General features: G+C 49.6%; 7 protein-coding genes. 2 read left to right on the top strand and 5 right to left on the bottom strand.

Translation table 11 applies throughout. From position 1 onward, the window contains the following. Positions 1–8: 8 nt before the first annotated feature. Complete coding sequence (locus tag Enr17x_RS21390; protein ID WP_145311735.1) at positions 9–4,727, bottom strand: peptidylprolyl isomerase; 4,719 nt, start codon at positions 4,725–4,727, stop codon at positions 9–11. A 658-nt stretch (positions 4,728–5,385) separates the two neighbouring features. On the opposite strand from Enr17x_RS21390, the gene Enr17x_RS21385 reads away from it, so the two are divergent. Beyond that, positions 5,386–7,326 carry a preprotein translocase subunit SecA gene (locus Enr17x_RS21385; protein WP_145311734.1) on the top strand — a complete coding sequence of 647 codons (1,941 nt, stop codon included), beginning with the start codon at positions 5,386–5,388 and terminating at the stop codon, positions 7,324–7,326. A gap of 6 nt (positions 7,327–7,332) precedes the next feature. Here Enr17x_RS21385 and Enr17x_RS21380 read toward each other — a convergent pair whose 3' ends face one another. The 4 genes from Enr17x_RS21380 to Enr17x_RS21365 all read right to left on the bottom strand — a co-directional run bounded on the left by Enr17x_RS21380 (position 7,333) and on the right by Enr17x_RS21365 (position 12,082). Further along, the gene (locus Enr17x_RS21380) at positions 7,333–8,112 is read right to left on the bottom strand and encodes an amidohydrolase family protein (RefSeq protein WP_145311733.1); all 780 of its coding nucleotides are present in this window, start codon (positions 8,110–8,112) and stop codon (positions 7,333–7,335) included. Continuing rightward, a complete protein-coding gene (locus Enr17x_RS21375) occupies positions 8,109–8,891 on the bottom strand; it encodes an amidohydrolase family protein (protein WP_145311732.1) in 783 nt (260 codons plus the stop codon). Before Enr17x_RS21375 ends, Enr17x_RS21380 begins: the two co-directional genes overlap by 4 nt. Before the next feature lie 18 nt (positions 8,892–8,909). Beyond that, positions 8,910–10,181, bottom strand: coding sequence for a DUF6807 domain-containing protein (locus tag Enr17x_RS21370; protein WP_145311731.1), 1,272 nt, complete (start codon positions 10,179–10,181; stop codon positions 8,910–8,912). A gap of 185 nt (positions 10,182–10,366) precedes the next feature. Next, complete coding sequence (locus Enr17x_RS21365) at positions 10,367–12,082, bottom strand: COG1470 family protein (RefSeq protein ID WP_145311730.1); 1,716 nt, start codon at positions 12,080–12,082, stop codon at positions 10,367–10,369. A gap of 252 nt (positions 12,083–12,334) precedes the next feature. On the opposite strand from Enr17x_RS21365, the gene Enr17x_RS21360 reads away from it, so the two are divergent. Next, entirely contained in the window at positions 12,335–13,303 is a 969-nt protein-coding gene (locus Enr17x_RS21360) for an amidohydrolase family protein (RefSeq protein ID WP_145311729.1), read from the top strand. Positions 13,304–13,656: the final 353 nt, after the last annotated feature.

The following is a 13,656-nucleotide window of genomic DNA, read 5'->3' as shown; positions in this document are numbered from 1 at the left end:
ATTGATGTTTAATTGAGCCCCCCAAAATCTGAATCAAGGTAGCCACTGAAGAAATCATCCGATTCGTCGTAAGTGCTGAGTTTTCGTTCTCCCGGATCCAGGACGGGCTCCATGAGAGCACTTTCGTGACTATGGTCGTAACCCAGAAGATGGCTTAGTTCATGCAGCAGGACAGTCAGAAGATCAATCTGGCCGTCTGCAGAACTGAACAAGGCAGCATCAAATATTCCCAACGCTGTTTCGTTGTATTCTTCATTCAGGAACGGAGTCGAATCAACAAACCAGCCCCACCCTGCGGCATTCACATCCAGATAGACCGTATTGGTTTCGGCATTTGATTTTGCGATTTGATTCCCTGGAAGTTCGACGATCTCAATCTTCACATCGTCCAATTGTGCTGAGACCGAATCCCCGTGGGTTTCAGTCAGCTGTTCTGTAGCAGCCTCAAGCACCGGATCAACCAGGTCTAAAGTCAGGCTTTGGGAATTTGAGTCTTCCGGATTGATGAATGAGGTGATCAGATTATTTTGCTGCCAGATTTCATCAAAATTTGAAGGATAGACAAAGAAGTTTCCGCTTCCCTGAACTTTCCGGTAGTTAGTAATAAGCAGAGACAGGTCACGAACATTCACTTTCCCTGAGCGATCAAAGTCAGCAGCCCAGACACCGGGGGCTGCGGACTCTCCCGTTGTTTGGTTGTAAACGTTAATAAAAAGGATCAGGTCCCTGATGTCGATAGAACCATTATCATTGAGATCATACAAGGCGGGAACCAGCGTCAGATTGACTGCAGCTCCCTCAGTGACGGTGGCTGCTCCGACCGATGAGATCACACTACTATTTAAAATTTCGAAATTCAAATCGGCAACGGGCTCGATGTAGTGTCCGTCAGTCTCTAATGCTACAGGTTTGACTGAGAGATGAACACGTGCCAGCAGGACGTGTGATTCAGCTCCATAACCAGAAAGGTTGGTTGAGGCTCCTAAACCAGTAATCATTCCTGTTTCATTATCAATGATTCCAGTTTGATTCTCGGAAAAGGCAGAGCCGTACTCAATCGAATCTGCAACCAGATACTGGGCATCAAAGTTAAAGTCAACCAGAGCAGAGGCGACACCATTTTCAGATGAATTGGTGATACTCACCCAGATCTCGACAAGAACCGGGTTCCACTCATCAATGAAATCGACATTGGCAGGTAACGAACTCAGTTCGCCAGAAGATCCTGGGTTCGTGGCACTCCGCTTTACAATCAGGTCGGTACTTCCCAGGACGGCTTCCGCTTCGTAGGCACCAATATCCACACGAGCTACAGTGTCGTTACTACCGTCGGCAATGCGTGATGAACCTCTCTGGTCTAAGGTCAATGCCGGCGTAAAGGTATTGGGGTCAAACGCGAGATCACCTGCATCAATCGCGATGCTGCCTGAATCAAGCGCATGGGTTTGAGTCAAACCGCCATTGTCCGCCAGGGGAAGTAATCCCGGGTCCTGACCCGTGATAAAATTGACCCCTCCCAGAAGATCTAACCCACTGGTATCTTCGATGAGGCTGTAATAGCCACTTAAAGAACCCAGCCCATCGGCGCCACTGCCCGATGCTGTGTTATCAGCAATAATCGTATGATTGGCCCTGATTTTTTCCTGGATGAATTGAAAGTGGAGTCCTCCGCCGTCCATGTCGGCATGGTTTGCGGCGATTGTGCTGTTGTCGATTGTTCCACTATCGAAGTTGATATGATCTTCAAAGAAAATTCCTCCGCCGTTCTCGCTCGCCGTATTCCCCGATATTGTTGAATTCACAACAGCAACCGTAATGGCGCTGGTATAAATTGCCCCGCCGTTTCCAAACACGGCTTCATTTTCAGAGAATGTACTATTGCGTACCGACAGATCTCCCAAATTCTGGTATAAGCCGCCACCCGAACCAGAGCTTTGGTTCATATGGAACGTCGAGCCGGAAATACTGGTCGTGGTTTCATTGGCATAGACGCCGCCACCATCTAAGGTATTTTGAATCATATTGTTGATAAAGGAAGAACCAGTCACGGTGAGTAGGCCCTGATTTTGATAAAGTCCACCTCCACCGCCAGTGAAACCGGTATTATTCGAAATGACGCTATTGATTAAGGTGACATCAGAGTTCACGGCGTAGATACCGCCGCCAGAACCTTCAGCATCACTATCATCAATAGTGGACTGAGTCAGTGTGACCGAACCGAAAAAGCTGGCAATGGCACCACCACTGGAAGTGATCGCATGGTTTGATTGCAAAACCGTATTTGTGAGTTCAAGCGTGCCCGTATTATAAATAGCCCCACCCAGCCCCATTGATGATTCATTATTCAGCAATTGGCTGTTGCTGAGCACCAGATGTTCCGCGTTGAAAATAGAACCGCCGTTATCATTGGTCTTTCCCTCGATCAAAATCAGGTTTTGCAGACTGACCAGAAAAGTATTGCCTGCTAATCCATCGGTAATTTTAAAATGGCGGGACGAATCACCACCATCGAGAGTGGCGTCGAGGGTTAACAGCGGATCTCCATTTTCTGAAGTCGGGGCGATAATCGTGAGGGAATCGGTAATCTCAAGCTCTTGATCTCCCCCTTTAAGATCTATTGTCTGGGAGATGATGTTCGATGTCTCTTGATCGATAAATAAAGCCGGATCGAACATAATTGTATCAGAGCCATTACCCGCAGCGGCGGCTCCCACTGCAGTATCAAGATTGGCGGCTATAATCGCATTACGCAAGGTAACTTTGGTTGGATCGTCCTCAAGCAACGATGTGACCAGAATCACTCCTTCAGGAGCCATCGAAAAAGTGACAGTACCAATTTCGGAAAGGGCGCCCAGACTGTCTTTGACTCGGTAAGTAAAACTATCCAGTCCGATATAAGTTGAACCATTGGAAACAAAATCAACTTTCCCGGTTGCAGGGTTGAAGGTGACCGTCCCTCCGTGAGTAGGCTGGGTTTCGATCTCCACAGAATAGCCTTCACGCAATTCACCGGTTTCCATGTCAATAACAATCGATTCCCCGGATTCAGTCGTATCATTCTGGAGAACATCTAATGAATCCATATCACCCTGGACTGCCAGGTAATCGTCGTTGGCAATCGCAGGGTCATTCACAATCACTGTCACAACCTGATAGTCAACAAATTCCTGGTCACCATAAATTTCATCTTCAACTAGATCGGTGATATTGTTAAAGCCTACGGCAACGGTAATTTCATAAACTCCGAATGCCATTCCCGGTGAAGTGTAGATTTGGAGTAGTCCTGTCGTCTCGTTCACGTCATAGGACATTCCCGACGGGACCGATGCGGGAAGAGACAGCGCAGGGAGATCGCCTTGTGAAAAGTATTGGATTTCGGAATTACCATTGACAGCTCCCATGTCTGCGTCGACTCCTACCAGTTGATATTGAATCGATTCTCCAGGTCGGACCTGTAAATCCGGAATATCTAACAGATACGGTTTGGCATTCTCCACATCAGTGGCATCCGTAATCATGTCATTCGTCGCATTCACCTGAAATTGGCGTTGCTGAATGTTGCCATCTTCATCTTCGACTGTGACAGTGATCGTTGCCGACCCGGTGAAGCTTTCATTTGCCGTTAAAACCAGCGTGGCATTTTCATCATCGGTGAAGACATCAACCGTTTCCATCGTAACGGTAAAGTCAGGGAATTCATCCGTCTCTGGAATTTTACTCAGCGCGTCACGGACTTCTTCTCCCTCGACGAGATATCCAAAGATGGTATTCTGGAAATCATAATTTCGACTTACGTCATTGGTGACAATAAACTGGGAGAAATTAAGATCATCAGTCACAAGCTCGTCCGTGACAGGTGCTTTATACATTGTAAGCAGGCCCGACTGCACATGCTGAAGTTCATTGTGAAATTGATCATCGAAGTAACTGGCGACGCCTGGAGGCAGAGTACCGAGGTCGAAACTGGGGTTGAAACCACCCCGCAAAAAGCCACCTCCAAAAATTCGGTGGAATTCGACACCGTCATAAAAACCAGCTTCGGCTAAGGCCGTAATCTTCTCGGTGGCCCTTGATGCGCGGCCTTCAAATAATTCAAAGACCATGTCGCCGTAACCTGCGACAGAGATACGCAGGCTGCGATTGCCTTCAAGAACCCGAACTTGGACCTTTGTATCGTCGCTGCTTACAGCAGTATATTTTAACTCGCCATTGTCAGGATCGAATCCATCCAGCGCCACGTGCAGGCCAGTCCCGGAAATCAAATTCTGGTCGGCAATCTCTTTCAGGTACGGCCCTTCTGACATTGTAATCGCGACACCGGTTGCCGTGGATAAATCTTGCAGGGATGTGATCGTACTTCCGTCGATCAAGGTCCCATCATCGAGTCGCCAGATAGGACGTACATCCTCTTGGAGAAGAATACCAACGGTAGAAGCGTTCGCGTTCAATGTGCGGTTCGCATTGGTCACATCAACAAACTGCAGAAATGAGGCACCATCTTCCAGTAAAGCTTTTTGCTCTGTCGTATTGGCATCCCAGGCAGCACCATATAGAGTGACATTGGCGGCCGTCAGTGCCTGTGCGAAACCAATCAGGTCCTGTCCGCTGAGCAAGGTTCGATCTTCCAGCTTTTCTGTAGCAGAAATCGGAGCAATGGCTCGTTTCGAACGGCGATGGTGTTTGCTTCTTCGGGGACGCCACAGGTTGTCAACGAATTTTGAGATCATTTAACTGGTGTCTTTTTTATATTGAGAACTAGCTTGGTTGATAATTTTCAACACTCAGGCCTGTCGCATTTGTATAGAAAAAGCCTGACTGTTCAGTTAAAGATTTTAAATGCCGCGTCATACCTAAAAAAACAGGTAAATTAGAATGTTTCCAATGTTTACGATAATTGTATGGTGTAGATAGTCTGTTTGTGTTTGACGTAAGCAAAAAACGAACTGCACCGAAAGTGACGATTGGATGCAAATAATCTAACATTTGATCCAGAAATTCAGATTCGATTGTTGTTTTAAGTCAACAAATTATAACAACTTACATACTCGGTGGCTTTTTGGGACTGTGCTTCCGAAATCGAAGAAAATTATTTTGTTGTAAGAACGTTCATCGGTTAGAATTAACAAAAATGGCTTAGAGCCTAGAGAGCCTGGTAGGGATAGATTGATGTAAGTTAAATTATGTAATGACTTACGAGATAGCCAGTTTGCATCCTCTCTCATCAAACTAATAAGAGACCTGAACGACGTGAAATTCAGTTTCTTCCGTTACTTTTCAGTCCCTGGTCCGTCATAATTCTGTTACCACATTTATCTGTTTTTGAGCCATCATGGTTCAACGAATCGTATCTGTTATTGAGAGAACCCCAATGATCCAGGAGGCAAATTGAGCATCGCATCCCATAGTTATCATTGGATGAAAGCAGGGTTTCGTCCCAAGCAGTCACGCTTATCTCGTTGGAGTGCAGTGGCTGATCAGATCATTCAACGCTGTGAAGATCTGAAGAAAATGACCGACGATCGCTTGGAACGCTACTCTCTGGAATTGCGCTGGCGCGCCAAATCGGGTGAGCCATTAAAGAAAATTCTTCCGGAGGCTTATGCTCTGGTACGAGAATCCGCCTGGCGCACGAAAAACATGGCGCATTTCCCCGTGCAGTTGATGGGGGGCATTGCTCTCTTCGAAGGCGGCATCGCTGAGATGCAGACGGGGGAAGGAAAAACGTTGACCGCAGTCTTGCCGGCTTACCTCCGTGCATTAATGGGGAAAGGTTGTCATGTCATCACCGTGAATGACTACCTCGCGCAACGTGACTCGGAAATCATGGGTCCGATTTTCAATAAGCTGGGGCTTTCTGTCGGCTGTATTACCGCTGATATGGAAGACGAAGATCGTCGCATTGCTTACGGTCTGGATGTTACATACGGCACCGCGAATGAAATGGGCTTTGATTTTCTCCGCGATCGCATCCGGATCGGAGCCAGTGCACCGGGCCAGTTAGAGCAGGCTATTACAAATCATAAGGCATCAGGAAAAGAGCCACTCGTACAACGTGGAAATTATTTCGCGTTAATCGATGAAGCCGATAGTGTTTTGATTGATGAAGCACGTACCCCTTTGATTATCGGTCTCATTCAGCCGAATGACGCTGCTTCGGTGAACCTGTTTCGCTGGAGTAACCGGGCAACACATCAATTAGAGTCTGAAGTCGATTTCGTCTATGAACCGAAAAAGCGGTCTGCATATCTGACGGATCAGGGATGTCGCAAGGTCTTGCTGATGGCAAAGCCTTCTCTGCTGGATTCCATTGATACCGAACGGATCTATAAACAGGTCGAACAATCTCTGGTAGCCCGGTTTGGATTCCTCAAAGACCGGGATTATGTCGTCGTCGATGATGAAGTTGTCATTGTCGATGAATCGACGGGCCGCATGATGGACGGCCGGAAGTGGCAGGATGGCCTGCACCAGTCAATCGAAGCACAGGAGCACGTTCCTATTACCGCTGCCACCGGACAGGCAGCACGCATCACCGTACAAAGTTTCTTCCAGAATTATTCGCATCTGGCAGGTATGACGGGGACCGCCGCATTAGCGGAAAAAGAGATCCGTAAGACCTATAAAGTCTCTGTGACCTCGATTCCCACACATCGCCCCTGTATTCGTAAAGGGAGCAAGCCGCGTCTCTTCAAAACCATGCAGGATAAACGCATGGCAGTGGTCGAGGAAATTGAACACATCAGAAAAAAACGCTGCCCGATTCTTGTCGGAACACCTTCCGTAGAAGCATCGGAAGCGCTGGGTGATTTACTGGCGATGAAGGCCATTCCGCATCAGATCCTCAATGCAAAGTATCATGCGCAGGAAGCGGAAATTGTAAAGAAAGCGGGCGAGCCGTCGCGTGTTACCATTGCCACAAATATGGCCGGGCGTGGAACCGATATTCTACTCTCCGACGAAGTCCGTGAAAACGGAGGTCTGCACGTCATCGCCACCGAAATGCATACGTCCGCTCGGATTGACCGCCAGTTGATTGGTCGGGCAGCCCGGCAGGGGGATCCGGGAAACTATCAGTTCTTTCTCTCTCTCGAAGATGAATTGCTGCGTTGCCTGGAGCTGACTCAGCTCGGAAAAATTATTAAATCCGCGAAAGCAGATGACAAAGGAGAGCTGCCGGGGAGTTGGATTTCTTTCTTCAACAATACGCAGAACTTCCTGGAGAAACTCCATCACAAGCAGCGCCGTGATATGCTGAAACACGAAAAGCACCGCATCGAAATGTTTCACAAAATGGGACTCGATCCCTATCTGGAGTGGACGGACTGAAACGGTTTATCTGCTCGCATTCAGGAACCGCGCCCGGGCATTCTCCCACGTGATCTGCGTTTCGATTTCCATTCCCAGGTCAGACTCTTTCAGCTTGTTCAAACTCGATTCCAGATAGAAAAACGGCAGATAGGAACCGAATAATATCTGCTGGTAGGGCACCTGTTTCATTAACTTCTCAATTCCGCCGACTCCTTCCAGCATCGCAATTTCAATCGTGAGATTCGGGTTTTCAGTTAGCCTGGTTAAGTTCGCCCCTCTCAGTGACTTCATTCCATTCAGAATCGTCACCTGCAGTTGATCGTGTTGCTTCATCAAATCGGGTAAGGGCTCAAAGTTGACATCGGGGATACGCATCAACGGATGATGCGTCCGGTCATCTTCCATCCGCATCGCGATCTGCACAAACAATTTTCGCTCTGCCGCCATCGCGAACAGTTTTTTGACCGCGGGATCGCTCAGTTGATATTCATGATAATTGGGATGCAGCCGCACGCCGGGCATCTTCCATTCTTCATGGCAGGCAATCACGTCATCTTCCCAGCCGGGCAGACGAGGGTTGATCGTTCCCACGGGGATCAGCAAGTCAGAGCCATTCGTTTTACAGTCTGCCACCAGTCGCTGATTCACCGTGCGAATGTCCTTATGCAGCAAACCGTCAAAACTGCCGGCGAATGCCTGCTGGATCTGATTCTGTTTCAGTTTTCGAACCAGCTGATTCGTTTCATCGTGCGGCAAACGTCGGAACGGCCAGCGGGAGAGGTACACATTCACGTCAAAAATCATACTTTGATCCCCTTCTTTTTCAAAATGGGGGTCAGCAGTCGTTTCAGATTCCCACCCAGAATAAGTCGTTTGGATACTTCAGGAATGTCGGCCCCCTGAACCTTGGCGAGTTGTGAAGAAAAACTGCGGCCCCCGATATCGCTGCCATACAGCACGCGGTCGGCCCCCAGCGTTCGCACCGCCATTTCCGTGATTCCGGCAGTCGGATCAAATCCGCCAATCCCGGCATACAAGTTGGGACTGTCTTGAATCGCCCGCAGTCCCAGTTCCCAGTCGCCTCCGATATGCCCGGCGATCAATGGTGTATCGGGATGTCGTTTTGCCATCAGAGCCAGGTCGCTGGGAGTCGATTCACCTACCAGATTTCCCCCGGTTTTGAACCAGGTATGCTGGTAGATTAACGCGTTCAGTTTCGCCGCATGTTGAATGATCGGGTCAATCGCCGGATCATTGCAGCGAGAGGCCACCCACAATTTTACGCCGACCATCGGGCCGTTTTTGACACAGCGATCCAGTTCTTTGATGCTTTCGTCTACATACTTTGCATTGAGATACACAAAGCCAAACGCACGATCATGCCAGTGGCTGATCGCCTGCAGCACCTGATCGTTCTGCTTGCGAAATTGTTTGGGACTCGGATCGGTGAGAAAAGGCCAGCCCATAAAAAAGACCAGCCGTTCCACTCCCATCCGGTCCGCATAACCCATCAACTGGGCGATGCGTTCATCGGCCGTTTTTCCATCCACCCCAGACAGGTGGCAATGTAAGTCCCAGATCATTGTTGATACTTTCCGCAATCAATTCTGTTTGGCGTTTAACTTGAGCGAGGCGGTAGGAGGGTGAGCATAATTCTGCCAGACTGTTTCTGTGCTCGGATGGGCCTGTCCATCGTGAACCAGAAAACGATAGCGGCTGACATTTGGTTTGCCCGGTTCAATCCCCCAATCACCCAGCGCGCTGGGCGTAAATACCATGTAGGGCATCGAAGGGTGAATTCGTACGGGTTCGGGAAAACGAAAATTCGTAGGGTGACTCAAAATGGTAAAACCACTCCAGCTGTTTTTCTTGTCGCGTGTCCCCGAAATATCGCACCAGCGTGAACGATCGTGATTACCATTCTCGCGCGTCTTGCCGTTCGATGTCAAAAACCGGCAGTTCTCTTTTGACCAGCCACGACCGCCGCGAATCGCCATCCCGCCGTAATGGTACTTGGGGAGTTTGAGTTCACTCTCCGTACCGCAGCGGGCTTCTGATGTAATATCATACAACCAGAAGTCCGGCTTTTTACCGGGCTGATTCCAGACCCGAATCGTCCACACTTCCATCAGTGCGGGCTTTTCTTCCGGGCCGGTCAGATCAACGTGTTCCTGCTCTACTTTCAATTCCGCAAAGACGGGACCTTCCTGTTTCGAAATCAATCTGTGAAAACGAACGCGTCCTTTTTTACTTTTGATTTCCCAGAAGTTCGTTGCCCGTCCTTCGAATTTCGCTTTGGTATAAGCCAGGAACTGACCGCTCTGATGCGCGTGATCCGGGGGAAATTCGTCAGAGACAATCTTACCGCCAGGAGTCCAGATCGGATGAATGTGAGCACTGCGTCCATACAGTGGGTCGAGTAAATCTGGCGCTGGAATATGCTTGTAATTGTAATTTAAAACCGGACGATCTCCGATTCTCATCTGATACGCCTTCCCGGTATCTTTGATTGTGACTTTGGTTTTGACATCAAGTTGTTCCGCTTTCAGATCGAATACCCGCTTGCTTCCCGCGGCCGTCTTTCCCGGCAGAATGAACCAGAGCCGGTCTGCTTCCGGTTTTCGATTTTCAATCTGTGCAGGAATCTTCTGTGAATTCGAATCTGTTGTTTCCACGAGGTAAACCGCGTCCTGAGCAAACCCGGTTTCAGGCAGCGTCACAAACACCGGTTCATTCTCCATCGCCTGTGCATCGGTCTGGATGGTGATCTGCCCCAGCGTGGCATCGGCCGCATTGAGAGTCGCCATGGGAGCGGCCAAACAGAACACCAGCATCAGTAATAAGCATCGAGCACTGTGAGGCAATGAAGTCATCTGAATCTCTCAGGCAAGGGGAGAAAATCCTCGGCATAGGCCGGTAAATGGATAATCTCTATGCTACTCCCTTATTGAAGGGACTTGCAATCTTACAAACGTTGTTTGTGTAAGATCATCGGGAATGCCTCGGCAAATTCAAGTACAGTTTATGAGCTGTTCTGAACGAATTTCGGGGAACCGTCTCAGGGATACAGATAGAGCACAGGCAGATAGATCGGCTGTGGCTGGCAGGGGCAGGACTGCACAGGGCCGGGTTGTACCGGAGCCGGTTGAGTGGCCGGAGTCGTTTTCTTTGGCTGAGGTGCTGTTGTCGGCTTGGGGGCAATTTGTTTCGCCAGAATCGTCTGGTCCCATACATCCACATCCAGCGAGTGGCCTTGCGAAATCAGTTGCGCCTGCGATTTCACATTCCCGGCTTTGACCGCTTTCACTCGTGCCCGTAGCGTTCGCGATTCACCGCCTGCCAGTTGGTCAATCGTCAGCGTCAGTTGACGTCCTGCCTCGTGTTCCAGACCTTCCGGCAGATCCAGATCCAAACGGATCTGTTCCTGGCTCAGACGACCCTGGTTATGAATGATCAAAACGAGCGGGAAGACATCTCCCTCGCTGACGACTTCAGGCATTTGAACCTTGAGCTCAACTTGTGGATTCGAGATTTCCGTCGAACTTGCCACATTCGAAACCAGTTTGATTTCCGAATTGGTTTTCACGCTCCCCGCCTGATCCAGAAAGACCTTCACCTGCAGTTCGCGCTCTTCATCAGGATCCAGTCTCGCAATCTTCCAGTGCAGATGATTTTGATTGACGTCCGCCGGCGGTGAGAGATCCACCAGGCTGACGGCAGGGGAAATGGTCTCGTCCACACGCACATCATAGGCGGGTCTTGTCCCCCGGTTGGTGACCAGAATGGAATACGTCAGCAGGTTCTGCACGGTGCCTTGCGCTGGTACCTGCTTCTGAATCTGAATATCAAGCTGTTCTTCCGCTCCGGGAGCCGTTACCCGTGTGAGCCGATCCAGGTTGTTTCGGTCGAGTGGCTGTTCCTGGCCTACCTGCAGATGTTCTCCGCCGGGAAATCGTTCGTGATATAGTGTCGGGCGAATGACTTGTTGCGTCTGTGTCTCCGCACGGGCCAGATCAATCAAACGCCAGCTTTGATCAAACAGCAGCCTTTCTGATGGCTCAAACCGCCCAGGAACTTCCCTTGATGATGGTTTCGCTTCTACAAAAAAGGCATCGTCAATTGTCGGGTCCAGCAGCTCTCGCTCAATAATGCGAATTTTTTGAACGTCCATCACCAGCGAAGGTTCAGCCGTCGGTTCCGGGGGAAAATTGAATTCCGGTAAAGACAAAGGCATCTCGGGTCGCATCGGTGTTTCTTCTCGTACTGCGATTCCGGAGAACGAATCGGTTAGATCCCCAAACGAAACATACAGTGGCTCTGTTTCCATTTCGACAACAGGAAGTGTCACTTCCAATTCAACGGCAACGCGCGTGTCGATAGGAATAAACTCTGGGATACTGGAAATCACTTCCGGTTCCGGGGGAACTATGGCATCCGCCACGTTTTTAACATGATCTTCCGGCATCGCCAGTAACAGCAGCACCGTCAGAATGATGGCAACCGCACCGACCGTCGAAGCCAGTGACCATTCCGGATCGGTCCCATACAATGATCTGAGTTTCTGCATCCAGACCGGGGCGTAGTCTTCAAACTTGAAAGAGAGATCAAAATTTTCGATCTCATCAGACAGGTCGTTGTTGTCCCAGTCAGATTCTAAGGACGATTCGACCTCGGTTTTTTCCATTTCGCTGTGAAGGATTTCCTCTGTCTCCGATTCGGAAGACAGTGGTTCACGACGATTCAAACTCGAGTTGAGGTCATCTGACTCGGGCATCACAATATCAAATCCGTTGAATTTGTTGGTTGCCGATCCTGGCAACGCGAATCCCAAAATAAGCGAAGGAAAGATACACAGTGCGTGAAAATTAGCAAAAACAGCCCGTAAAGGGAAGTGCGATTCAATTTCCACACCCAATCGGGTATTTTATTGTAAAGATAGATAGCTATCGCAGACTGTGGAGAATCTGGTATCCTGTAATAGTCAACATTGTCGAAGCAGAAATCGTCAGCGCAGAGGAACAGCATCATGCACCACATTGATCGTCGTACCTTTCTCAAAACCGCATCCACAGGTCTGATCGCCGCTCAGACCGGCATCAGTTTGTGTGCCGAAAATTCGAAGCCACAGCTTCCAGCGAAAGTCGTCGACACGCATACACACTTCTACGATCCGACGCGTCCCGAAGGTGTTCCCTGGCCGAGCAAAGGATCTTCTCTCTACCGCACGGTCCTCCCCAAACATTTTGTCGAATTGAAAAAGTTCCAGCCGGTCAACGCCACCGTGGTTGTTGAAGCCAGTAAGCTGGTTGAAGACAACCAGTGGATTCTGGATCTGGTAAAAGAGAATCCGGTCATCATCGGCTTCGTCGGACGTTTGACGCCCGGCGATCCCATGTTCCGTACGCATCTCAAACGCTTCGCGAAAAATCCGATCTATAAAGGCATTCGTGTTAATTACAATCTGCTCGAACCCGGCTTGTCTCAGAAGCAGTTCATTGATGACATGAAACTCATGGCCGACATGGGACTGCAGGTCGACCTGAATGGCGGCCCCGTCACACTGGATGGTGCCCGCCGCCTCGCGGAAAAAGTTCCCGATCTGCGCATCGTCGTTGACCATATCGGCAACGTCGTGATCAAGGGAGAGGAAATCGATCCCGAGTGGAAACGTTATATGGAAGCCCTCGCCGATCAGAAGCAGGTCTTCGTTAAAATCTCCGCACTGGTCGAAGGCGCCTCTCGCCATCGTCCCGACAACGTGCCCGCCGACGTGGACTACTACCGTCCCACGCTGGACGTGATCTGGAAACAGATCGGCGTCGACCGTATGATCTTCGGCAGTAACTGGCCCGTTTCCGAACGCGCCGCCGACTATGTCACGCTGCAGAAAATCCTCGTCGACTACCTGCAGGACAAAGGCCAGTCGGCCCTCGACAAAGTCTTCTGGAAAAATTCGAAACTCGCCTACCGCTGGGAAAAATATCCCGGCGAGTAATAGAATTGTGAGCGGAATGGCGCCAGCCACCGTTTTTGAACCAGCATTCAAATTGCGAATAACGGTTCTACGCCCGCTTAACATCCAGCACCAGTGCATCAATATCTCTGCGACTGAATAAACCCGCTCTTGAACCGAACGCGGTATTCCCGAAACTCCGGAGTTATGCGTCGCGCGCGCGAATGAGCACCCTCGTTTCAGGTGCAGATCGAGCATGTTGAAAATATGAGTACTATAAAACCCGCTGGTTTCAGCCATTTTTGAAAAAATCGCGGGCTGAAACTTATGCGGGTCGACACACTTCGGCGCACTTCTGCGCCACTTGGGACATCCCCCGTCTTCCATGGACAACT

Origin of the sequence: Gimesia fumaroli (genome assembly GCF_007754425.1) — a bacterium.
Lineage (GTDB): Bacteria > Planctomycetota > Planctomycetia > Planctomycetales > Planctomycetaceae > Gimesia > Gimesia fumaroli.
The sequence above is the reverse complement of the archived record's forward strand: the minus strand, read 5'-3'. Positions and strand labels throughout refer to the sequence as shown.